We start from the raw sequence: 22,216 nt of genomic DNA, 5'->3' as shown, positions 1-22,216 counted from the left end.
GCCATGCGGCTAGGCCTTGCCGGTGCCGGCCGCGATGCCCCGGTCGAGCTGATCGACGAGTGCCTTGCCCAGGGTCGACAGCTACATGACCTGCTTGTTGTCCAAGCCCTCGAAGACCAGCGCCTGAACGGTGGCGACATGCCCGGGTGCCATCGGCACCCGGGCCCCTCTGCCGTGTCAGGGTGCGAGCAGAAGCGCGAGCGCCAGTGCCGTCAGCTCCTTCTCGAAAGCGTCGAGATCGGGTGCGATGCCCGTGGTCGATTCCCGCTCCCACGTAGCGAGGGCGGACACGACGAACCGGGCCGTCGTCGCGACCCTGCGGGTCCGGGCCTCGGGGTCGAGGTGTGCCAGTTCCGCACCGATACGGGCGAAGAGCCCCTTGAGCAGGTCCATGCCCTGGATGCGCGGGTAGCGGGCGTCCTCCGGGAGCAGGGTGGTGGGCCGGTCGACGAAGTCCATGTGGACTCCGGTCAACCACTGCTCGTTGAAGCGCGCCCAGTAGGACGGCTTGTGGGCGGAGATCTCCGCGACGAACGGATGGACGTAGGCGGCGACCAGCCGGTCGAGGCGATCGGCGGCGTCGTCGGGGATCTCGTCGAGCATGCGGGCGCGCAGCTCGTTGACGGTGCCGATGTGTTCGAGCCACACCGATTCGAGCAGGCCGTCCCACGATCCGAAGTGGTAGGTGATGGCCGAGTTGTTCCGCTGGCCGGCCGTTCTCACGATCTCGCGGGCGGAGACTCCGTGCAGTCCGCGTTCGGCGATGAGGCGCTCGGCGACGAGAAGGATCGTGTCGCGACCGTTCGAGTTCATAGCGGCAAGAGTACTGAATGGGTTATCTTCTTCGGGCTAAGAAAGATTTCTTAATTTGGAGGTGTTCGTGAATCCGCTGTCGAGGAACGGGGGCGTGCGCGCCCGTCGTGCCGGCCTCTTCACGGTTGCTGCAACGACGGTGGCGCTGGTCGCTGCCGGATGCAGCAGCGACGGTAAGTCCGACGAGTCCCATGCAGCTCTCGAACCCGGGCAACTGCTTTCGGTCCAGGAGTTGCGCGGTGCGCCGGTGCTCCCCAGCGCCGGCCGCAGTGAACTGATCACATACGTGTCGCAGAATGCGCAGGGCGACCCGGTGGTCGTGTCGGGAACGGTGTCGATACCCCGCAGCCCGGCGCCCGACGGCGGTTGGCCGGTGCTCAGCTGGGCACACGGCACCACCGGTGTCTCCGACATCTGCGCGCCGTCGAACGACACCACCGACGGTCCGGCGCACGACTACCTGGGTGGCGTCGACACGGTTCTCGACAGGTACGTCGCCGACGGCTATGTCGTAGTGCAGACCGACTACGTCGGCATGGGCACCCCCGGCGGCCACCCCTACATGGACGGTGGCACGGAGGCGAACGCGGTGGTCGACATCGTCCGCGCCAGCCGGGAGATCGACGACTCGATCAGCAATCAGTGGTACGCGATGGGGCACAGCCAGGGCGGGCACGCCACCCTGTTCACCGCGGCTCAGGGGAGCGAGCGTGCACCCGAACTCGATCTGCGAGGCGCGGTCGCGATCGCCCCGGGCAACGAGACGAGTGCGACGCCGCAGTACCTGGCGTCCGGTGACCCCGCGGTGGCCCCGGCACTGGCCTTCCTGCCGCTGATCCTGCTGGGTGCCGAGGCTGCGGATCCGTCGATCGTGGCGGATTCGTACGTCACGCCGGAGTCGCAGGTGCTGATCACCGCGGCGCGTACCGGGTGCGTCGGTCAGATCCGGAACGTGATCGGTTCGGTGCCGGTCGACAAGGCGTTCGCGCCGGGCGCCGACATCGACAAGCTCGTGACGTACCTGAAGAAGCAGTCGCTCGGACAGCTGAGGCTCACGGTTCCGACGCTGGTGCTGCAGGGCACCGCCGACACCCTCATCGCGGAACCGGGCAGCCGGGCAGTGGTCGAGACGTTGTGCAGCAACGGTTCCGAGGTCGCCTACAAGACGTACGAGGGTGCCGATCACCGGTCCGCCGTGCCGCAGTCGTTCGACGATGCCGAACAGTTCTTCGGCGCCTTGCAGGCGGGGGAGAAGCCGGCCGGCCTCTGCTAGAACGGCCCGAACAGTTCCGAGTACCGGGGTGGGTTCCCGACGAGTTCGCCCTCGGGCAGGGTGACGACGGTGTCGGCCAGTCGCACGACACCGTCGTCGTCCCGGCACTCGGTGGTGACGCGGTAATCGGCGCTGCCCGTGTACTGCCCCGCGAGATGGAGTGTCTCGGTGGGCATCGTGGTCCACCAGATGCCGAGTCCACCGTCGTAGATCTCCTGCAGATCGGTGATCACGGGTCGGCCGGCGGTGTCGAAGACGACGGTCGCGCACCGCGCCGGTGCGTCGGTGGTGGAGTCGATGTTCAGCATCGTCACGAGGATCGAGTTCCCGAAGGTGCGCACGTCGCCCTGCCCGGTCACCGTCGCCGCGGCCGGCGCTGCACCGAATGTCCCGGCCACCGCGAGTGCACCCGCCGCGGCGGCCCCTGCGAAGTGCCGTTTCCGTCCTCCGGCCATGCCGTGACGCCCTCCCGTTCGCCCGACCCGCGTGGTCTCCACTGTGGCACGCCGCGCCCCGCGCGAGTGGGCGAACGGGTGTCAGATCTTGATCCGCTGCTCGCCCGAGTAGACGTTCATGCTCTCTCCGCGCAAGAAGCCGACGAGGGTCATCCCGCGGTCTCGGGCCAGGTCGACGGCCAGCGACGACGGTGCCGAAACCGCGGCGAGGACCGGGATTCCGGCCATCGCGGCCTTCTGCGCCAGTTCGAACGACGCGCGTCCGCTGACGACGAGGACGGTGTCGGACGCCGGGACGCGGCCTGCGGTGAGCGCCCAGCCGAGCACCTTGTCGACCGCATTGTGGCGCCCGACGTCCTCGCGGAGGGCGAGCAGCGCGCCGTCGGCGGTGAACACCCCGGCCGCGTGGAGGCCGCCGGTCGCCTCGAACACGCGCTGGCCCTTGCGCAGGGTGGGCGGCATCGACGCCAGCGCGGTCGCGGTGACCTCGAGCGCGTTGTCGGACAACGGGTACCGACTCCGCACCGCGACCTCGTCGAGCGACGCCTTGCCGCACACCCCGCACGCGGACGTGGTGAGGAACTCGCGCCGCCCGCGGTTGCCCGGGTCGGGCACCTCGGCGGCCAGTTCGACGTCGAGGACGTTGTAGGTGTTGGCGCCGTCCGCGTCGACCCCGTCGCAGTAGCGGACGACTCGCACGTCCTCGGGTGACGCGATGATCCCCTCCGTCAGCAGGAACCCGTGGACCAGTTCGACGTCGTGGCCCGGGGTGCGCATCGTGACGGTGAGCGACCGCCCGCCGAGACGGATCTCGAGCGGCTCCTCGACCGCGAGGGCGTCCGGCCGACGGCGGGTGCCGTCCGGCGTGATGCGCAGGACCGGTCGGCGTGCGGTGACCCGGCCCACCTAGCGACCTCCGTTCGGTTCGAGAGGCACGACAACGGCTTTCGACGCCGAAGTGTTCGACTTCACCGCCACGTGGTCGAGTGGGGCGAGGGGATTGGTCTTCGAGTAGTAGGCGGCGGCGTTGCCACGGGGGGTGCGGTACTCGACCACCCGGAAATCGTGGACCCGCCGTTCCTCGACGGTGCCGTCGGCGGTCGCCCACTCCGGCACCAGGTCCACCGGTGGCCCGTTGTGGAGCCCCATCTCGGCGATGTCCTCCCGGGGCCCCGTGCGCGTCATGACCCCATAGTGGCCCGATTCGGTCGGGTCCGCACGATCCGACGCACCGAACCACCAGGTAGTGTCGGCTAGCCTTACCTTCTCCTGCATGCACCACCACGACACGAAGGGTCCTTCGATGGGTGATCTCCAGTCGCGAGCCGGCGCAATCTCGCGCCGAGGATTCCTGATCGGCAGCTCCGGCGCGCTTCTCGCGTTCGCCGCCGCGTGCAGCAGCGGGTCCGGCGACGGTGGTTCCGGCGGGGCCTCCGGTGCGACGATCACCCACAAGTACGGCCGCACGACGGTGCCGGAGAACCCGCAGCGGATCGTCAGCGTCGGCTACAACGACCAGGACGCGTTGCTCGCGCTCGGCGCGGTTCCCGTCGGCGTCTTCGACTGGTACGGCAATTATCCGTACGGGGTGTGGCCGTGGTCGCAGCCGCTGCTCGGCGACGCCCAGCCGGCGATCATCGGCAGCGCGAGCACCGGTATCGACGTCGAGAAGGTCGCGGCCGCCGCACCGGATCTCATCGTGGGCACGTACTCCGGACTGACCCAGGGGCAGTACGACAAGCTGTCCGCGCTCGCGCCGACCGTCGCACAGCCCGCGGGCGTCGCCGACTACGGCGTGCGTTGGCAGGACCAGACCACGATCCTCGGCGAGGCGCTCGGCAAGCAGGATCGGGCCGCCGAACTGGTGGCGGGTGTGCAGCAGCGCTTCACCGACGTGGCCGCGGCCAACCCGTCGTTCGCGGGCAAGACGGTTCTCGTCGGCGCACTCAAGGGTCCCGGCCAGTTCGGTGTGTACGGGCCCGAGGATCCCAAGGTCCGTTTCTTCACCGAGCTCGGCTTCGTGAATCCGCCTGTCGCGGAACAGGTCCGCAAGACCAATTTCGCGGAGATCAGCACCGAGCAGCTCTCCCTCGCGGACGTCGACCTGCTCGTCTGGTACGCGGGCGGCGGCTTCGGTGACGACCTGCGGGCCGAGCTGGCGAAGACACCCGTCTACCAGACCCTCGACGTCGTCAAGGACGGTCGGACGATCGTGCTCGAGGACGAGGCGGCCGAGGCGATGGCCTGGTCGACCGTGGTGAGCCTGCCGTACGCGCTGGACCAGATCCCGCCGCGCATCGCGCCCCTGTTCGCCTGAACCAGCCGGTACTCTCGCGGTCATGGGCGTGAGGCCAGTGACCCGAGCAGACATTCCGGCGCTGTCGCGCGCTCTCGCGGAAGCGTTCGACGACGACCCCGTCATGTGCTGGATGTTCCCGAACGACGCGAAACGTCCCACCGGGATGGCGCGTCTGTTCGCGGCGGAGACCCGCTACCACCACCTCGCCGGGGGCGGAGCGGAACTGGCGGAGACGCCCGACGGCACGATCGTCGGGGGCGCGCTCTGGGATCCGCCGGGCCGATGGAAGCAGTCGAGTTTCGATTCGCTGCGCAGCCTGCCCGCCGTCGTCCGCGCCCTCGGTGGCAAGCTCCGCGTCGGCGCCGAGGTCTCGCATGCGCTCGAGTCCGCCCACCCCACCGCGCCGCACTGGTACCTGTCGACGATCGGGACGTCGTCGGCCGGGCGCGGCGGCGGCTACGGCAAGGCGCTGCTCAACTCCCGGTTGTCGCGTTGTGACGCCGAGGGGGCCCCGGCCTATCTCGAGTCCAGTAAGCACGCCAACATCCCGTACTACGAACGATTCGGGTTCGAGGTCACCGGCGAGATCGTGATCCCGAACGGCGGTCCGACGCTGTGGAAGATGTGGCGCGATCCACGCTGACTTCGGTGGCGTACCGATCAGTGGTACCAATCAGGGGTGACCTCCACCCCGCAGACCCCGCTCGGCACACCGTTCGACGACCTCGACGACTATCTGGCACTGGCCCGGCTGTCCGGACTGGTGTTGGCCCCGGACGGCTCGCGTCTCGTGGTCTCGCAGGCGGTCCTCGACGCCGACGAGACCAAGTACGTGTCGGCGCTGTGGGAGATCGACCCCGCCGGTGACCGGTCCGCCCGCAGGATCACCTGGGGAGTCGAGGGCGAAGGGGGCGCGGCGTTCACCAGCACCGGCGACCTGCTTTTCACGGCGTCGCGGCCTGTACCCGGCGCGGCGGACGACGCACCGAATGGGTTGTGGCGGCTTCCGGCCGACGGCGGTGAGGCATCCCGTGTGGCCTGCCGCGGCGGCGGAATCTCCGGTGTCCGCGCGGCACGCTCGGCCCCGCGCGTGGTGATGTCCACGTCCGCGCTGGCTGCCACCGTCGAGGACGACGAGCGGATCCGCGGCGAGCGCAAGGACAAGAAGGTCAAGGCGATCCTGCACACCGGATACCCGGTCCGGCACTGGGATCACGACCTCGGTCCGGACGTCCCGCACCTGCTCGCCGGGACGACGGACGTCGACGGCGAGATCTCGCTCGACGACCTCACCCCGACCCCCGGCATCGCGCTGCGCGAGGCCGACTACGACCTGGCTCCCGACGGCTCGTTCGTCGTGAGCACGTGGTCGCTGCCGGGCGTTCTCGGCTCGATGCGCACCGTGCTGGTGCGCATCGATGCGGCGACGGGGGAGCGGACCACGATCGTCGACGACGACGGCGCGGACCTGTCGCGGCCGGTGATCTCGCCCGACGCTTCGAGCGTCGTGTACCTGCGTGAGTCGTACGGCGATGCCGAACAGGCGCCGCGGATCACGCTGCACCGCTTCGACTTCGAGGACGCCCGCGTCGTGGACCTCGCGTCGGGCTGGGATCGCTGGCCCACCTCGGCCGTGTGGCTCCCGGACTCCGCTGGTGTGCTGCTCACCGCCGACGAGCGAGGCCGCGGCCCCGTCTTCGTGCTGCGCGGCGACGGCAGCCCGGCGCCGTTGACCACCGACGACGCCGCCTACTCCGATCTGCAAGTCGCCCCGGACGGCTCGGCGGTGTACGCGCTGCGGGCGTCGTACGCGCGCCCACCGCACCCGGTCCGGATCGCCCTCACCGGGGTCGACGCGGGCACCGTCACGGAACTACGTGCCCCGTCGGAGCCGCCGCGGCTGCCGGGGCGGCTCACCGAGGTCGTCGGCCAGGCCGACGACGGCACTCCGCTGCGCGCGTGGCTGGCCCTACCGGAGTCCGCGTCGGCCGACGCGCCGGCGCCGCTCGTGCTGTGGGTGCACGGCGGACCGTTGAACTCGTGGAACACATGGTCGTGGCGATGGAACCCGTGGCTGCTGGTGGCGAAGGGCTACGCGGTGCTGCTGCCCGATCCGGCGTTGTCGACGGGCTACGGTCAGGATTTCGTCCAGCGCGGCTGGGGTCAGTGGGGCAAGGCGCCGTTCACCGATCTGATGGCGATCACCGACGCGGCCGTCGTGCTGCCCGAGATCGACGCGAAGCGCACCGCCGCGATGGGCGGCTCCTTCGGCGGCTACATGGCCAACTGGATCGCCGGGCACACCGACCGGTTCCAGGCGATCGTCACGCACGCGAGCCTGTGGGCGCTCGACCAGTTCGCCCCCACCACCGACGCCGCCTGGTACTGGGCCCGCGAGATGACCCCCGAGATGGCGTTCGAGAACTCGCCGCACCTGGCAGTCGCCGACATCGTCACCCCGATGCTGGTGATCCACGGCGACAAGGACTACCGCGTGCCGATCGGCGAGGGATTGCGCCTCTGGTACGAGCTGCTGTCCGAATCGGGGCTGCCGGCGGACGCCGAGGGCAAGACCGACCACCGCTTCCTCTACTTCCCCGACGAGAACCACTGGGTGCTCAGCCCCCAGCACGCCAAGGTCTGGTACCAGGTGGTCGAGTCCTTCCTCGCCGAGCACGTCCTCGAGGAGGACGTCCCGCTCCCCGACGTTCTCGGCTGACCGACTCTCCGCCCCCCGGGCCCGCCCCGCACCCCGCCCCCCGCGCCCCACCTTCCCCGCGTTTTGCGCACTTATCGCTACTTTTGGCTATCGGCATGTCGCGACAAGTGCGCAAAACGCGAGGGGATGTGGGGGGATGGACGACACGCGTCCGGAGGTCGGTGAGGGGAAGCCTGCCCGGCGGCCGGCGTCGCTGTGGTGGCGTCTGACGGTCGGCTTGGTGATTCCACTCCTGGCCGCTGCGGCATGTCTGGTCGTGCTGTGGAGCTTGGTGCCGCCCGTCGTGTTCTACCCGCTGTACGTGCTGGCATGGGGAGCCCTGATCATCGTCGGCGTCGTGTGGCTGGCCGCGGTCGTGTTCGGTTCGATCCGCTACGGCTGGCGCGGCGTCACGCTCGTCGCGCCGGTCATCGTGCTGGTCACCGTCGGGCTGGCGGCCGCCGAGTTGCCGGGGCGATTCGGGTGGTGGGTTTCGAAGGACGACCTGCAGCGGGCCGCGGTCGCGTGCGCGGATCCGGCCGACGCTGCCGATGTCCGATCCCAACGGATCGGTGTGTACCGGGTGCATTCGGTCCAACGCGTCGGAGATCGCGGGTGCCGGTTCACTGTCGAGGGCGGGCTGGTCGACTTCGTGGGTGTCGCCTATTTGCCGGGTGAGCGGCCCTACCTCGGCGAGCCCCGCCGCGACGGGGACATCGGGTATCGGCACATCGAGGGGGACTGGTACGCGTTCGTCCAGCGCTTCTGATCCGCGTTTTGCGCACTTGTCGCGCTTGCGATCCCCGAAATCGCGCGACAAGTGCGCGAAACGCGAGGGGGAGGGGCGAGGGGTGGCGGGGGCGGTGGCGGGGGTGACGAGCCGGGTCCGGGCGATTCGCCGTCACTGATTACGATTGGGGGGTGACCAGTGCGCCAGAGACTCCCCAGAACCCCGCAGACGCCCTCCCCAAGAGCTGGGACCCCAGCGCGGTAGAGGCCGACTTGTATCAGGGCTGGGTGGACGCCGGTTACTTCACTGCCGACGCGACGAGCGACAAGCCCGGCTACTCGATCGTGCTTCCCCCGCCGAACGTGACCGGCTCGCTGCACATGGGACACGCCCTCGACCACACCCTGATGGACGCGCTGTGCCGCCGCAAGCGGATGCAGGGGTTCGAGGTGCTGTGGCTGCCCGGCATGGACCACGCCGGTATCGCGACGCAGACCATCGTCGAGAAGCAGCTCGCCGCGGACGGTAAGAAGAAGGAAGACTTCGGCCGCGAGGCCTTCATCGAGAAGGTGTGGGACTGGAAGCGCGAGTCCGGCGGCACGATCCAGGGCCAGATGCGGCGCATCGGCGACGGCGTCGACTGGAGCCGCGACCGGTTCACCATGGACGAGGGGCTCTCCCGCGCCGTCCAGACGATCTTCAAGCGCCTCTACGACGACGGCCTGATCTACCGCGCCGAGCGGCTGGTCAACTGGTCGCCGGTGCTGCAGACCGCGATCTCCGACATCGAGGTGAAGTTCGAGGAGGTCGAGGGTGAGCTCGTCTCGCTGCGCTACGGCTCCCTCAGCGACGACGAGCCGCACGTCGTCGTCGCCACCACCCGCGTCGAGACGATGCTCGGTGACACCGCGGTCGCCGTCCACCCCGACGACGAGCGCTACAAGGACCTGATCGGCACCACGCTCGAGCACCCGTTCACGGGTCGGCAGATTCCGATCATCGCGGACGACTACGTCGATCCCGCGTTCGGCACGGGCGCCGTGAAGATCACCCCGGCGCACGACCCCAACGACTTCGAGATGGGCCTGCGGCACAACCTGCCGATGCCCACCATCATGGACAAGACCGGCAAGATCGCCGACACCGGAACGCAGTTCGACGGCATGGACCGCTTCGAGGCCCGCGTCAAGGTGCGCGAGGCCCTCGCCGAGCAGGGCCGCGTCGTCGCCGAGAAGCGTCCGTACGTGCACAGCGTCGGACACTCCGAGCGCTCCGGGGAGACCATCGAACCGCGGCTGTCGATGCAGTGGTGGGTCAAGGTCGACGCGCTGGCCAAAGCCGCGGGCGACGCGGTCCGTGGCGGCGACACCGTCATCCACCCGGCCAGCCAGGAGCCTCGCTGGTTCGCGTGGGTCGACAACATGCACGACTGGTGCATCTCGCGTCAGCTGTGGTGGGGCCACCGCATCCCGATCTGGTACGGCCCGAACGGTGAGGTGCAGTGCTTCGGCCCGGACGAGACCGCACCCGAGGGTTGGGAGCAGGACCCCGACGTCCTCGACACCTGGTTCTCGTCCGGGCTGTGGCCGTTCTCCACGATGGGCTGGCCCGAGAAGACCGCCGAGATCGAGAAGTTCTATCCGACAAGCGTTCTCGTCACCGGCTACGACATCCTGTTCTTCTGGGTGGCCCGGATGATGATGTTCGGCACGTACGTCGCCGGCGACGACGCGGTGCAGGGCGGCAAGGTCCCGTTCAAGGACCTGTTCCTGCACGGCCTGGTGCGCGACCAGTTCGGCAAGAAGATGTCGAAGTCGCGCGGCAACGGCATCGACCCGCTCGACTGGGTGGACCGCTTCGGCGCCGACGCGCTGCGCTTCACGCTGGCCCGCGGTGCGAACCCGGGCAGCGACCTGGCCGTCGGCGAGGACCACGCGCAGTCGTCGCGCAACTTCGCGAACAAGCTGTTCAACGCCACCAAGTTCGCGCTCATGAACGGTGCGGTCGTTGCCGACCTGCCGGCCCGCGACGCGCTCACCGACGCCGACCGCTGGATCCTCGACCGGCTCGAGCAGGTCCGCGGCGAGGTCGACGAGGCGTTCGAGAAGTTCGAGTTCTCCAAGGCCTGCGAGGCGCTCTACCACTTCGCGTGGGACGAGGTGTGCGACTGGTACCTCGAACTCGCCAAGCCGCAGCTCGCCGAGGGCAGCGTGTACGCCGACGGTACGAAGGCCGTGCTGGGCAACGTCCTCGACACGCTGCTGCGGATGCTGCACCCGGTGATCCCGTTCGTCACCGAGACGCTCTGGAAGGTGCTCACCGGCGGCGAGTCCGTGGTCGTCGCCGACTGGCCGGTCGCGACCGGCATCGCGACGGATCCCGTTGCCGCGCAGCGGGTCGAGGACATGCAGCGTCTCGTCACCGAGGTGCGCCGCTTCCGCAGCGACCAGGGACTCAAGCCGTCGCAGAAGGTGGCCGCGCGCCTGACCGGTGCCGCCGAGGCCGACATCGAGTCGCAGCTGGCGTCGGTCGCGTTCCTCGCGAAGCTGACCGAGCCCACCGAGACGTTCGCGGCCACCGCGTCCGTCGAGGTGCGACTGAGCAAGGCCACCGTCACCGTCGAGCTGGACACGTCGGGCGCCGTGGATCTCGGGGCGGAGAAGAAGCGTCTCGAGAAGGACCTCGCGGTCGCCGAGAAGGAGCTCGCCGGCACCACTGCCAAGCTGTCGAACGAAGCGTTCCTCGCCAAGGCGCCCGACGCGGTCGTCGACAAGATCCGCGCCCGCCGGCAGGTGGCCCAGGAGGAGATCGCACGCATGTCGGCACGTCTGAAGGAGCTGGGCGGAGCGTGAGTACCGAACGTCCGGGCGCACCCGACCCGGTCGACCTCGCCGAACTCGCGCTCGTCGAGGCTGAGCTGGACCAGCGGTGGCCCGAGACCAAGATCGAGCCGTCGCTGACCCGGATCTCCGCGCTGATGGACCTGCTCGGCTCGCCGCAGCACAGCTATCCGGCCATCCACGTCGCCGGCACCAACGGCAAGACGTCGGTGACGCGGATGATCGACGCGCTGATGACGCACCTGCATCGTCGGACCGGCCGGACCACCAGCCCGCACCTGCAGCTGGCGACGGAACGGATCAGCATCGACGGGTCCCCGATCTCGGTCCGCACCTATGTCGACACCTACCGGGAGATCGAGCCGTACATCCGGATGATCGACCAGCAGTCCGAGGCTGCCGGCGGCCCCGCGATGAGCAAGTTCGAGGTCACCACCGCGATGGCGTACGCGGCCTTCGCCGAGGCGCCCGTGGACGTCGCGGTCGTCGAGACCGGGCTGGGTGGCAAGTGGGATGCGACCAACGTCATCGACGCGCAGGTCGCGGTGATCACCCCGATCGGCCTGGACCACATGGACTACCTCGGCCCCGATCTCGCGTCGATCGCGGGGGAGAAGGCCGGAATCATCAAGAAGGGCCGCGAGAGCGGCGTCGAGGGTGTCGCGCCGGTCGACACCGTCGCCATCATCGCCGAGCAGGCCCCCGAGGTCATGGACGTACTGCTGCGGCGGGCCGTCGAGGTCGACGCGGCCGTAGCCCGCGAGGGATCCGAGTTCCGGGTTCTGCGCCGACAGATCGCGATCGGCGGCCAGCAACTCGAGCTGCAGGGACTCGGCGGCGTGTACGAGGACATCTTCCTGCCGCTGCACGGCGAGCACCAGGCGCGCAATGCGTCGCTCGCCCTCGCCGCGGTGGAGGCGTTCTTCGGTGCCGGCCCGGACCGGCAGCTCGACGCGGACGCGATCCGCGCGGGCTTCGCGTCGGTAGTCAATCCCGGACGGCTCGAGCGGGTCCGTAACGCCCCGACGGTGTTCCTGGACGCCGCGCACAATCCGCACGGCGCACAGGCACTCGCGGCCGCCTTGTCGGCGGAGTTCGACTTCCGCAAGCTCGTCGGCGTCGTGAGCGTCATGGGTGACAAGGACGTCGACGGGATCCTGTCGGCCCTCGAGCCGGTGTTCGACGAGATCGTCGTGACTCACAACGGGTCGCCGCGCGCGATGGATGTCGAGGATCTCGCCAACCGTGCAGTCGCGCGGTTCGGCGACGAACGTGTCGTGGTGGCGTCCACCCTGCCGGACGCCCTCGAGACCGCGATCGGGTTGGCCGAGGAGGTCGCCGAACCAGGTGAGGCAGTATCGGGAGCGGGTGTCGTCGTCACCGGGTCCGTCGTGACCGCCGGCGTCGCCCGATCCCTGTTCGGAAAGGACCCCGCGTGAGCGACAACCCGGAACCCGAGTTCCGTGCCCCGGTGAACGATCCGTGGAAGGGGTTCCGCGGCGTGATGGCCGGGACCCTCATCCTCGAGGCCATCGTCGTGCTGCTGGCGCTGCCGGTCGTGGCGGTCGTGAACTCGACGGGCCTGACGTGGGCCTCGGGCCTCTACATCTGCGTGCTGGCACTGCTCATGATCCTGGGCGCGGGCGTACAGGGGAAGCCGTGGGCGATGAAGTTCAACCTGACGCTGCAGGTTGCGACGATCCTCGGCTTCTTCATCGACATCTCGCTCGGTGTGATCGGTGTGCTCTTCGGCGCGGTCTGGCTGTACATCGTGTACCTGCGCAAGGACATCTCCGAGCGCATCGCGCGGGGTCTGCTGCCGGGACAACGAGACTGACCGTCTAGGCTGTTCGCCGTGACTGAGCGCACCCTGGTACTGATCAAGCCCGACGGCGTGGCCCGCGGCTACGTCGGCGAGATCCTCTCCCGCATCGAACGCAAGGGCCTGACCATTGCGGCGATGGAGATGCGGACCGCGCCGAACGACGTGGCCGCCACGCACTACGCCGAGCACGAGGGCAAGCCCTTCTACCCGGGGCTGCTCGAGTTCATCACCTCGGGTCCGCTCGTGGCGGCGGTTCTCGAAGGTCCGCGGGCGATCGCGGCGTTCCGCCAGATCGCCGGCGGCACCGACCCCGTCGAGAAGGCTGTTCCCGGCACAATTCGTGCCGATCTCGCGCTGGACGGCGGACAGAATCTGGTCCACGGATCCGACTCCGTGGAATCCGCCGAGCGGGAGATCGCGCTCTGGTTTCCGCAGCTCGCACGGGTCTGACACCCTCTACCTCAGGACGCTCCCGGGCTTTCGTGCCCGCGGAGCGTCCCTTCGTTTCGGCACCTATCGGTGCGCCGCTGGGCGGACAAACCGCTGCCGTGTGGGATACTGGGGGAGGCCGGACCGCAATTTGGTTCCACGCGGATTCGGCCGGATGACACCCACGGAACGAAGCCCGTCATCGCTGCCACATCAGTACAGGTAATCCCTGTCACGTGAGGCACGCTGGATGAGCAGGCGCTCGGGCCGTGATCGGTCAGGCGCATGCGCCGTGGATCGCCGCCATCCAGCCAGGCACCGCGCGATTCTGCAGTGATAACGGACACTGTGGAGTACGTGGAGCGAGACCAGACAATCTCGTGCCCGAGGTACGAGTACACAACCATCGCCCCCGCGCGGCCGCGTCACATTCGACAGACAGACGGATGGACGCGCCCGGGGGCTCGAGGAGAATACGTGGCCGATCAAGCGCCGCCCGAAAACGTGCAGGAACCGATCGTGGAAGCGTCGGTCCAAGCGAGTGCCACCCCGGCACTGCCCGAGAAGATCCGCGCCCACGCGTTGGCCAAGCTTCTCGGTGTGACGAGCAAGCAGGTCCTCGCCGAGGCCGCCACACTCGGCACCGAGCTGCGCAGCGCGCAGTCGAGTCTGACCCGTGAGATCGCGGAGCGTATCCACGCCACCGTGACGGGGACTGCTGCCGGGGCCGAGCAGGTGACCGAACCGGCCGCGGCAGCGGTCGCCGCCACCGAGCCAGAAGCCGCCGAGCCAGAAGCCGCCGAGCAGGTAGCCCCCGAGGAGACCCCGCCGGCCGAGAAGCCGGCGCCCCGTAAGCGGGCCCGCAAGAAGGCTGCGCCCAAGGCCGAGAAGCCGGCCGAGTCCGCCCCGTCGCCCACGACGGCGGAGGAGTCGGCAGAGACCTCCGGCGTGGGCGAAACGCTCTTCACGGACGCCGAGCCCGCCGCCGAGAAGGAAGAGGCTGCCGCTCCTGCGGTAGTGCAGGCACCGTTGTTCCTGCAGCCCGACGCCGCGGCAGCGGAGCCTGCTCCGCGTCGTCGGCGCAGCCGTCGGGCCGCGGCAGCCCCCGAGGTGACCGAGGAGCCGGAGAAGGTGGCGTCTGCCGCGGAGCCGGCCGCCGACAAGGCTTCGGCCGAGGCGACCGACACCGAGGCCACCGCAGACTCCTCCGAGTCGTCGGAGTCGTCCGCCTCGTCCGACGCCGGGGAGTCGACCGATACCGAGAGCGGCGATCAGCAGCGTCGCCGTCGCCGGGGCCGTCGCGGCCGCGGCCGTGGGCGCGGCGAGCAGCACGCCGAGGGCGAGACCGAGGACACCGACAAGACCGAGGAGACCGCCTCGGAAGCCGCCGAATCGACCGGCAAGAACGCCGACGACACGGCAGCCGAGGCCGGTACCGAGAGTGCCGAGGCATCCGAGGGCGAGGCGTCGGAGTCCGACGACGAGGGTGACGGCTCGAGCCGTCGTCGGCGCCGTCGTCGTCGCCGTCGCGGCGGTGCCGACGGTGAGGTCGCCTCCGAGGACGATCCGCCGAACACCGTCGTGCACGAGCGTGAGCCGCGAAACAAGCCGCGGACCAAGGACGAGGTGCAGGGGATCAGCGGATCCACCCGACTCGAGGCGAAGCGTCAGCGTCGCCGCGACGGTCGGGACGCCGGACGTCGTCGCCCGCCGATCCTGAGCGAGTCGGAGTTCCTGGCCCGCCGCGAGGCGGTCGACCGGGTCATGGTCGTCCGCGAGAAGGTCGGTGGTGCCAACCCGGCAGCGTCGACGCAGGTCGCGGTCCTCGAGGACGGCGTGCTCGTGGAGCACTTCGTCACCGGGTCGTCCTCCACGTCGATGGTCGGAAACGTCTACCTGGGTCGCGTCCAGAACGTGCTGCCCAGCATGGAGGCCGCCTTCATCGACATCGGCCGCGGACGCAACGGCGTCCTGTACGCGGGCGAGGTCAACTGGGAGGCCGCCGGTCTCGGTGGGCGCGAGCGCAAGATCGAGCAGGCGCTCAAGCCCGGCGATCAGGTACTGGTGCAGGTCAGCAAGGACCCGGTGGGGCACAAGGGCGCCCGCCTGACCACGCAGATCAGCCTGGCCGGACGGTTCCTCGTGTACGTGCCCGGCGGAACGTCCACCGGCATCAGCCGAAAGCTGCCCGACACCGAGCGCAAGCGTCTCAAGGAGATTCTCCGCGAGATCGTGCCGGCCGACGCCGGTGTGATCATCCGGACGGCGTCCGAGGGCGTCAGCGAGGAGGAACTGTCCCGCGACGTCACCCGTCTGCAGACGCAGTGGGCGACGATCGAGGAGCAGGCCGCGAAGGCGAAGGACGGCAAGTCCGGTTCGCCGCAGGCGCTGTACGAGGAGCCCGACCTCCTCGTCAAGGTTGTCCGTGACCTGTTCAACGAGGACTTCTCGAAGCTCGTGATCGAGGGCGAGAAGGCCTGGAACACCGTCGAGACCTACATCAAGACGGTGGCGCCGGACCTGCTGCCGCGCGTCGAGCGGCACGATCCCGCGCCGGGCACCCCGGACGTCTTCGAGACCCACCGCATCGACGAGCAGCTCGCGAAGGCACTCGATCGGAAAGTCTGGCTGCCTTCCGGTGGCACGCTGGTGATCGACCGCACCGAGGCGATGACCGTGGTCGACGTCAACACCGGCAAGTTCACCGGTGCCGGCGGCAACCTCGAGGAGACCGTCACGCGGAACAACCTCGAGGCTGCCGAGGAGATCGTGCGGCAGATGCGCCTGCGCGACATCGGCGGCATGATCGTCATCGACTTCATCGACATGGTGCTCGAGTCGAACCGCGATCTGGTGCTGCGCCGACTCACCGAGTCGCTGGGCCGGGACCGCACCCGCCACCAGGTGTCCGAGGTGACGTCGCTGGGCCTGGTCCAGGTCACGCGCAAGAAGCTCGGCACCGGGCTGGTCGAAGCGTTCTCGACCACGTGCGAGCACTGCCACGGGCGCGGCATCATCGTCCACACCGAGCCGGTGGAGACGAAGTCGTCCGACGACGGTGGCCGCGGCCAGGGGCAGGGCAAGGAGTCGGGCGGTGGTGGCCGCAAGAAGCGTGGCCGCGATCGCGCGGCGGCGGCGACGCCGGCACCGACGCCCGAACCGGAGTCCAACGGTCAGCACGCGCACCCGTCCGCCGAGGAGGCGGCCGCCGACGCGACGGTCAAGCGCGCCCACCCGGTCGCGCTCGCGATGGCGTCGCACCACCCCGACCACGATCCGTCCGACGGGCCGGCGGCCGAGGAAGCAGCGCCGCCGGCCGAGGAAGCAGCGCCGGCGGCCGAGGACGCCACGCAGACCTCGCCGGCCGACGTCGCGCAGCCGGACACGGTCGAGACGCCGCGGACGGAGCCGGAGGCAACACCCGAGCCGCAGGCGACGGCGGAACCGACGTCCGAGTCCGCACCCGAACCGGAGGCGGCGCCGCGCCGTCGACGGAGCCGACGGGTCTCCCGCGCGGCGGCCGCACCGGCGGCGGACAGCCCCGAGTCGGGGACGGTGTTCGTGATGTCCGCCACGGAGCCCGCTCCGACGGCCGAAGTCCCGGCGGCATCCGAGCCGGCGCCCGAGGCAGCGGAGGGCACGTCGTCGCCCGATGGCGAGGCTCCCGCCGAGCCTGCAGTCGCTCCACGCAAGCCGCGTCGTCGCCGTGCCGCCGCACGTCCCGCCGGTCCTCCGGTGGACGCCGACGCCTGATTCGTCCCGTGGTGCTTCACCGCTCCGTCGACTTCGGGCGGTGAAGCACCACAGCGGGAACGGTGTTGCGTCAGTTTGACCCTGACGGCCACTGTCCCGTAATCTTGACCGGTCGCTACCCGGCGATACCGCTCTGCTGCGCCCGCTTCGGGCCTACCACGGGCGCGCAAGGGGTAGCTGCCACACCAGACCAGTCGCGCAGCAACGAAAGCCTCACGGCAGCGGCGCGAGCACGTTCGAAGTAGCAAGGGGTAGCCGTCCGATGGCAACGTACGCGATCGTCAAGACCGGCGGAAAGCAGTACAAGGTCGCTGTTGGTGACCTCGTCAAGGTCGAGAAGATCGAGGGTGAGCCCGGCACCGCTGTCTCGCTTGCCCCGGTCCTCGTGGTCGATGGGTCCGAGCTGACCACCGACGCCGACAAGCTGGCGAAGATCTCCGTGACCGGTGAGGTCGTCGAGCACACCAAGGGCCCGAAGATCCGGATCCACAAGTTCAAGAACAAGACCGGCTACCACAAGCGCCAGGGTCACCGTCAGAAGCTGACGGTCCTCAAGGTCACCGGCATCAAGTAGCTTGACCTTTTCACCGATTCAGCTTTCACCGATTCCTGGGAGGGATTCGACATGGCACATAAGAAGGGTGCATCCAGCTCCCGTAACGGTCGCGATTCAAACGCACAGCGACTCGGCGTGAAGCGCTTCGGCGGCCAGTCCGTCAGCGCCGGCGAGATCCTCGTGCGTCAGCGCGGCACCCACTTCCACCCCGGCGTGAACGTCGGCCGTGGCGGTGACGACACCCTGTTCGCTCTCGCTGCGGGCGCCGTCGAGTTCGGCACCAAGCGTGGGCGCAAGACCGTGAACATCGTTCCGGTCGCGGCAGAGGCCTGAGCCTGCTGCCAACTGTGATCCGGACTGCGGTCGTGTCGATGCACTGACGAGTCCGACATCACATCCGATCTCCCAATAGGGGCGGGCCAGGGTCTCACAACCCTGCCCGCCCCTATTGTTGTTTCCAGAACGGTGCGCTCGGCGCGCCGCCCTCTCCGCCCGAAGAATTGACTGAGGAAGGATCCGGCAGTCATGTCCCGATTCATTGACCGCGTGGTGCTGCACGTCAGCGCCGGAAAAGGCGGCAATGGTTGCGCCTCCGTCCACCGCGAGAAGTTCAAGCCGCTCGGCGGCCCCGACGGTGGCAACGGTGGTCGCGGCGGAGATGTCGTGCTCGAGGTGGACCGCAACGTCCACACCCTCCTCGACTTCCACTTCCATCCGCGCGCCAAGGCGACCAACGGCACCCAGGGCATGGGTGGCAACCGTGAAGGCGCCAACGGCTCGGACCTGATCCTCAAGGTGCCGGACGGCACCGTCGTGGTCGACAAGGACGGCGAGGTCCTCGCCGACCTGGTCGGTATCGGTACCCGTTTCGTCGCGGCGCGCGGTGGTCGCGGTGGTCTCGGCAACGCGTCGTTGGCGTCCAAGGCGCGCAAGGCTCCCGGTTTCGCGCTGCTCGGCGAGGACGGCGAGTCGGGCGACCTGATCCTCGAACTCAAGTCGGTCGCCGACGTCGGCCTCGTCGGATTCCCGTCCGCCGGCAAGTCGTCGCTCGTGTCGGTGCTGTCGGCCGCGAAGCCGAAGATCGGTGACTACCCCTTCACGACTCTGCAGCCCAACCTGGGTGTGGTGTCGAGTGGCGACACGACGTTCACCGTCGCCGACGTCCCGGGCCTGATCCCCGGCGCCAGTGAGGGACGCGGTCTGGGTCTGGACTTCCTGCGCCACCTGGAGCGCTGCGCGGTGCTCGCGCACGTCGTCGACTGTGCGACGCTCGAGCCCGGACGCGACCCGATCTCCGACGTCGACGCCCTCGAGACGGAGCTGGCGGCGTACCAGCCCGCGCTCAAGGGCGATGCCGGACTGGGCGATCTCGCCGACCGTCCGCGCATCGTGATCCTCAACAAGGCCGACGTTCCCGAGGCGGCCGAGCTCGCCGAGATGGTGACGCCGGACTTCGAGGCGCGCGGTTGGCCGGTGTTCACGATCTCGGCCGTCAGCCGGGAGGGTCTGCGGCCCTTGACCTTTGCGCTCGCCAAGATGGTGGCCGAGTACCGCGAGGCGCATCCGCCGGCGGAGCCGAAGCGTCAGGTGATCCGACCGATCGCGGCCAAGGAGACCGGCTTCGACGTCATCGCCGATCCGGACACACCGGGTGGATTCATCGTGCGGGGCACTCAGCCCGAGCGCTGGGTGCGCCAGACGGCGTTCGACAACGACGAGGCCGTCGGCTACCTCGCGGACCGTCTTGCCCGTCTCGGCGTCGAGGACGCGTTGGTCAAGCACGGCGCCGAACCGGGCGCGTTCGTCACCATCGGTGACGTCGGATTCGAGTGGGAGCCGCAGACCGCGGCCGGTGTCGACATCGTCCGTACCGGACGCGGCACCGACGCGCGTCTCGACCAGGACGAGCGCATCGGTGCTGCCGAGCGCAAGCACGCCCGCCGGGTCCGCCGGGGACTCGAGAGCGAGGATCCCGAGAACCGGTGAGCGAGACCAGAGCGGCCATCGCGTCCGCGCGCAGCATCGTCGTCAAGATCGGATCCTCGGCACTCACGAGCCTGATCGGCGGACTCGACGTCGGACGGCTGAACCTGCTCGCGGACGCGCTGGAGGCGCGGATGCGGGCCGGGTCGGACGTCGTCGTGGTGTCGTCGGGCGCTGTGGGAGCGGGCCTGGCTCCGCTCGGATTGACGCACCGCCCAAGGGATCTCGCGACGAAACAGGCGGCCGCCAGCGTCGGTCAGCTGGCCTTGGCGCATGCGTGGGGCACGTCGTTCGCACGATACGGGCGCACTGTCGGACAGGTGTTGCTCACTGCCGACGACATCGCCCGCCGTACCCAGCACCGCAACGCGCAGCGCACCCTCGACCGACTGCGGGCCCTGCACGCGGTCGCGATCGTCAACGAGAACGACACGGTCGCGACGACGGAACTGCGGTTCGGCGACAACGATCGGCTCGCGGCACTCGTCGCGCACCTGGTCGGGGCGGACGCCCTGGTGCTGCTCTCGGACGTCGACGGCCTCTACGACGGCGACCCCCGAAAAGGCGGCGCCACACTGATTCCGGAGGTCAACAGCCCCGAGGACCTCGACGGTGTGGTCGCCGGGTCAGGCGGAGCATTGGGTACGGGCGGGATGGCGTCAAAGCTGTCGGCGGCCCGGCTGGCGGCCGACTCGGGTGTGCCGGTGCTGTTGACCGCGGCATCGGACGCCGCGACGGCACTCACCACCGCCGACGTCGGCACCGTGTTCGCGGCCCGGCCGCACCGGATGTCGGCCCGCAAGTTCTGGGTCAGGCACGCTGCGGACACGCAGGGCGCGCTGCACCTCGACGCGGGCGCCGTACGGGCGGTCGTCGAGCGTCGGCGTTCGCTGCTGCCGGCGGGGATCACCGCCGTCGGCGGCCGGTTCTACGGCGGCGACGTGGTGTCCATCGTCGGACCCGACGACCGTCCGGTCGCGCGCGGCGTGGTGGCGTACGACTCGACGGAGATCGAGGACATGCTGGGCCACTCGACCACGGACCTTCCCGCCGACATGCATCGTCCCGTCGTGCACGCCGACGACCTGGTGGCTCTGTAGCCGTCCGTTCAGCCGGGCAGCGCGGACACGAGCGACTCGAGCACGTCCGAGCAGCCGTCCTCGATCTTGAGGGTGGCGAACTCGTCGCCCCGCGTGGCGCCGCGATTGACGATGACGATGGGCAGGCCGTCCCGGGCGGCGCGGCGGACGAAGCGCAGACCCGACATCACGGTCAGCGACGATCCCGCGACCAGCAGGGCGTCGGCGCCGGCAACCATCTCGAAAGCCGTGGTCACGCGCGGTTTCGGCACGCTCTCGCCGAAGTAGACGATGTCGGGTTTGAGCATGCCGCCGCACTGCTCGCAGTCGACCATCCGGAAGTGGTCGGTGGTTTCGATCACGGCGTCCGCGTCGGGTGCGATCTCGACACCCGTGGCGGCGGCAACGGTCTCCGCGAAGCCGGGGTTGGCGGCATCGAGGCGGTCGGCGAGCGTCATCCGGGACGTCTGCGCGCCGCAGTCCAGGCACCGCACCTGTGCGTAGCTGCCGTGCAGGTCGATCACCTGCCGGGTACCGGCCTTGGTGTGCAGCAGATCGACGTTCTGAGTGATGACGCCGTGCACCACGCCTGCCCGTTCGAGTGCGGCGACGGCGCGATGCCCGGTGTTGGGGCGGGCGGCGTCCATGAAGCGCCAACCGAGGTGGTTGCGCGCCCAGTAGTGCCGGCGGAACGAGGGATCGCCCACGAACTGCTGATAGGTCATGGGGTTCCGTGGCGGCGAATCGGGCCCGCGATAGTCGGGGATACCGGAGTCGGTGGAGATACCTGCCCCGGTGAGCACGCACACGCGGCGGCCGTGGAGCAGTTCGAGCATTCGGTCGATCACCCGATCCAGGGTAGGCGTGTCCGATCCGTTCAATCGGCCGCGGCGTCCGGCGTCGGACACTGGTCGCCATGACCACAGTGAACCCGATTCCCGACGGATACCGAACCCTCACGCCGTACCTGGCGGTACCGGACGGCAACGCCGCGCTGGACTTCTACGTCCGAGGACTCGGCGCGGTGATCGTCGACCGGATGGATGCGCCGGACGGCACCGTGATGCACGCCGAGGTCCGGATCGGCGACTCGATGCTCCAGCTGTCGCAGGAGATGCCCGACTTCGGACTGAAGGCGCCCGAACAGGGCTGGGTGCACTCCTCGCTGGTGGTGTACGTCGAGGACACCGACGCGTTCGTCGACTCCGCGGTGCGGGCCGGTGCCACCCTCGTCACGCCCGTGGCCGACGCGTTCTCCGGCGACCGGCACGGTGTGTTCCTCGACCCGTTCGGGCACCGCTGGGCCGTCTGCACCCGCATCGAGGACGTCCCGCCCGCCGAGGTGGCGCGGCGCGCACGCGAGCTGTTCTTTCCCGATCCGGTGTCCTGACGACGCCACCACGCCGCGATTTCGCGGGAAACGCCTCCGCGAGCGGTTTCACTCTCTATCGTGACCGAATTGGACATATGTCCACGTCGGCGC

Annotated in this window: 19 protein-coding genes and 2 pseudogenes; 15 read left to right on the top strand and 6 right to left on the bottom strand. The window is 69.4% G+C overall.

Annotation, left to right across the window (positions count from 1 at the left end; all coding sequences use genetic code 11):
- Positions 1-9 precede the first annotated feature (9 nt).
- Together PSS76_RS17245 and PSS76_RS17240 are read right to left on the bottom strand one after the other, a co-directional pair.
- A pseudogene (locus PSS76_RS17245) lies at positions 10-159 on the bottom strand (MarR family transcriptional regulator); the annotation flags it as partial.
- Between the two features lie 18 nt (positions 160-177).
- The gene (locus PSS76_RS17240) at positions 178-813 is read right to left on the bottom strand and encodes a TetR/AcrR family transcriptional regulator (RefSeq protein ID WP_005512234.1); all 636 of its coding nucleotides are present in this window, start codon (positions 811-813) and stop codon (positions 178-180) included.
- A 94-nt stretch (positions 814-907) separates the two neighbouring features.
- Between PSS76_RS17240 and PSS76_RS17235 the strand changes: the two genes are divergently transcribed.
- Entirely contained in the window at positions 908-2,086 is a 1,179-nt protein-coding gene (locus PSS76_RS17235; protein ID WP_337456383.1) for an alpha/beta hydrolase family protein, read from the top strand.
- Here the strand turns inward: PSS76_RS17235 and PSS76_RS17230 are convergent.
- The 3 genes and pseudogenes from PSS76_RS17230 to PSS76_RS17220 all read right to left on the bottom strand — a co-directional run.
- The gene (locus PSS76_RS17230) at positions 2,083-2,541 is read right to left on the bottom strand and encodes a 3-oxoacyl-ACP synthase (RefSeq protein WP_084987072.1); all 459 of its coding nucleotides are present in this window, start codon (positions 2,539-2,541) and stop codon (positions 2,083-2,085) included. The two genes, PSS76_RS17235 and PSS76_RS17230, sit on opposite strands and share 4 nt — an antisense overlap.
- A gap of 81 nt (positions 2,542-2,622) precedes the next feature.
- Positions 2,623-3,447 (bottom strand): formate dehydrogenase accessory sulfurtransferase FdhD, encoded by an 825-nt coding sequence (gene fdhD / locus PSS76_RS17225; protein WP_013416509.1) that lies wholly within the window; start codon positions 3,445-3,447, stop codon positions 2,623-2,625.
- Positions 3,448-3,705, bottom strand: a pseudogene (locus PSS76_RS17220) (hypothetical protein); the annotation flags it as partial. It abuts the gene before it with no gap.
- Between the two features lie 139 nt (positions 3,706-3,844).
- Between PSS76_RS17220 and PSS76_RS17215 the strand changes: the two are divergent.
- The 13 genes from PSS76_RS17215 to proB all read left to right on the top strand — a co-directional run bounded on the left by PSS76_RS17215 (position 3,845) and on the right by proB (position 20,754).
- Positions 3,845-4,858, top strand: coding sequence for an iron-siderophore ABC transporter substrate-binding protein (locus PSS76_RS17215; RefSeq protein WP_013416507.1), 1,014 nt, complete (start codon positions 3,845-3,847; stop codon positions 4,856-4,858).
- A 22-nt stretch (positions 4,859-4,880) separates the two neighbouring features.
- Entirely contained in the window at positions 4,881-5,483 is a 603-nt protein-coding gene (locus PSS76_RS17210) for a GNAT family N-acetyltransferase (protein ID WP_005512244.1), read from the top strand.
- A 36-nt stretch (positions 5,484-5,519) separates the two neighbouring features.
- Entirely contained in the window at positions 5,520-7,559 is a 2,040-nt protein-coding gene (locus PSS76_RS17205) for a S9 family peptidase (RefSeq protein WP_337456382.1), read from the top strand.
- 136 nt (positions 7,560-7,695) lie between these two features.
- On the top strand, positions 7,696-8,307 hold the full coding sequence (locus tag PSS76_RS17200; protein WP_013416504.1) for a membrane protein: 612 nt from the start codon (positions 7,696-7,698) through the stop codon (positions 8,305-8,307).
- 152 nt (positions 8,308-8,459) lie between these two features.
- Positions 8,460-11,120 carry a valine--tRNA ligase gene (locus PSS76_RS17195; RefSeq protein ID WP_337456381.1) on the top strand — a complete coding sequence of 887 codons (2,661 nt, stop codon included), beginning with the start codon at positions 8,460-8,462 and terminating at the stop codon, positions 11,118-11,120.
- Positions 11,117-12,547, top strand: coding sequence for a bifunctional tetrahydrofolate synthase/dihydrofolate synthase (gene folC, locus PSS76_RS17190; RefSeq protein WP_013416503.1), 1,431 nt, complete (start codon positions 11,117-11,119; stop codon positions 12,545-12,547). Before PSS76_RS17195 ends, folC begins: the two co-directional genes overlap by 4 nt.
- The gene (locus tag PSS76_RS17185; RefSeq protein ID WP_005512255.1) at positions 12,544-12,945 is read left to right on the top strand and encodes a DUF4233 domain-containing protein; all 402 of its coding nucleotides are present in this window, start codon (positions 12,544-12,546) and stop codon (positions 12,943-12,945) included. Before folC ends, PSS76_RS17185 begins: the two co-directional genes overlap by 4 nt.
- An 18-nt stretch (positions 12,946-12,963) precedes the next feature.
- On the top strand, positions 12,964-13,383 hold the full coding sequence (gene ndk / locus PSS76_RS17180) for a nucleoside-diphosphate kinase (protein WP_005512256.1): 420 nt from the start codon (positions 12,964-12,966) through the stop codon (positions 13,381-13,383).
- A gap of 456 nt (positions 13,384-13,839) precedes the next feature.
- Positions 13,840-17,115 carry a translation initiation factor IF-2 N-terminal domain-containing protein gene (locus tag PSS76_RS17175; RefSeq protein WP_337456380.1) on the top strand — a complete coding sequence of 1,092 codons (3,276 nt, stop codon included), beginning with the start codon at positions 13,840-13,842 and terminating at the stop codon, positions 17,113-17,115.
- Between the two features lie 262 nt (positions 17,116-17,377).
- Positions 17,378-17,689, top strand: coding sequence for a 50S ribosomal protein L21 (gene rplU, locus PSS76_RS17170; protein ID WP_005512259.1), 312 nt, complete (start codon positions 17,378-17,380; stop codon positions 17,687-17,689).
- 51 nt (positions 17,690-17,740) lie between these two features.
- On the top strand, positions 17,741-18,004 hold the full coding sequence (gene rpmA / locus PSS76_RS17165) for a 50S ribosomal protein L27 (protein WP_013416501.1): 264 nt from the start codon (positions 17,741-17,743) through the stop codon (positions 18,002-18,004).
- A 192-nt stretch (positions 18,005-18,196) separates the two neighbouring features.
- On the top strand, positions 18,197-19,657 hold the full coding sequence (gene obgE, locus PSS76_RS17160) for a GTPase ObgE (RefSeq protein ID WP_005512261.1): 1,461 nt from the start codon (positions 18,197-18,199) through the stop codon (positions 19,655-19,657).
- A complete protein-coding gene (proB, locus tag PSS76_RS17155) occupies positions 19,654-20,754 on the top strand; it encodes a glutamate 5-kinase (protein ID WP_005512262.1) in 1,101 nt (366 codons plus the stop codon). The genes obgE and proB overlap by 4 nt, the downstream gene beginning before the upstream one ends.
- 8 nt (positions 20,755-20,762) lie before the next feature.
- On the opposite strand, the gene PSS76_RS17150 is transcribed toward proB, so the two are convergent.
- The gene (locus PSS76_RS17150; RefSeq protein ID WP_064078622.1) at positions 20,763-21,569 is read right to left on the bottom strand and encodes an NAD-dependent protein deacetylase; all 807 of its coding nucleotides are present in this window, start codon (positions 21,567-21,569) and stop codon (positions 20,763-20,765) included.
- An 80-nt stretch (positions 21,570-21,649) separates the two neighbouring features.
- On the opposite strand from PSS76_RS17150, the gene PSS76_RS17145 reads away from it, so the two are divergent.
- A complete protein-coding gene (locus tag PSS76_RS17145; RefSeq protein WP_337456379.1) occupies positions 21,650-22,123 on the top strand; it encodes a VOC family protein in 474 nt (157 codons plus the stop codon).
- Positions 22,124-22,216: the final 93 nt, after the last annotated feature.

The organism is Prescottella sp. D32 (assembly GCF_037287305.1).
Taxonomy (GTDB): Bacteria; Actinomycetota; Actinomycetes; order Mycobacteriales; family Mycobacteriaceae; genus Prescottella; species Prescottella equi.
Note: the sequence above shows the minus strand (reverse complement) of the source record. Positions and strands in the feature narration are given on the sequence as shown.

Excerpts from the sequence above, each read along its gene's own strand:
- PSS76_RS17200 (WP_013416504.1), top strand. The coding sequence starts at position 7,696 with ATGGACGACACGCGTCCGGAGGTCGGTGAGGGGAAGCCTGCCCGGCGG.
- PSS76_RS17230 (WP_084987072.1), bottom strand. The coding sequence starts at position 2,541 with ATGGCCGGAGGACGGAAACGGCACTTCGCAGGGGCCGCCGCGGCGGGT.
- PSS76_RS17210 (WP_005512244.1), top strand. The coding sequence starts at position 4,881 with ATGGGCGTGAGGCCAGTGACCCGAGCAGACATTCCGGCGCTGTCGCGC.
- rplU (WP_005512259.1), top strand. The coding sequence starts at position 17,378 with ATGGCAACGTACGCGATCGTCAAGACCGGCGGAAAGCAGTACAAGGTC.
- obgE (WP_005512261.1), top strand. The coding sequence starts at position 18,197 with ATGTCCCGATTCATTGACCGCGTGGTGCTGCACGTCAGCGCCGGAAAA.
- PSS76_RS17215 (WP_013416507.1), top strand. The coding sequence starts at position 3,845 with ATGGGTGATCTCCAGTCGCGAGCCGGCGCAATCTCGCGCCGAGGATTC.
- PSS76_RS17240 (WP_005512234.1), bottom strand. The coding sequence starts at position 813 with ATGAACTCGAACGGTCGCGACACGATCCTTCTCGTCGCCGAGCGCCTC.
- PSS76_RS17145 (WP_337456379.1), top strand. The coding sequence starts at position 21,650 with ATGACCACAGTGAACCCGATTCCCGACGGATACCGAACCCTCACGCCG.
- rpmA (WP_013416501.1), top strand. The coding sequence starts at position 17,741 with ATGGCACATAAGAAGGGTGCATCCAGCTCCCGTAACGGTCGCGATTCA.
- PSS76_RS17150 (WP_064078622.1), bottom strand. The coding sequence starts at position 21,569 with ATGCTCGAACTGCTCCACGGCCGCCGCGTGTGCGTGCTCACCGGGGCA.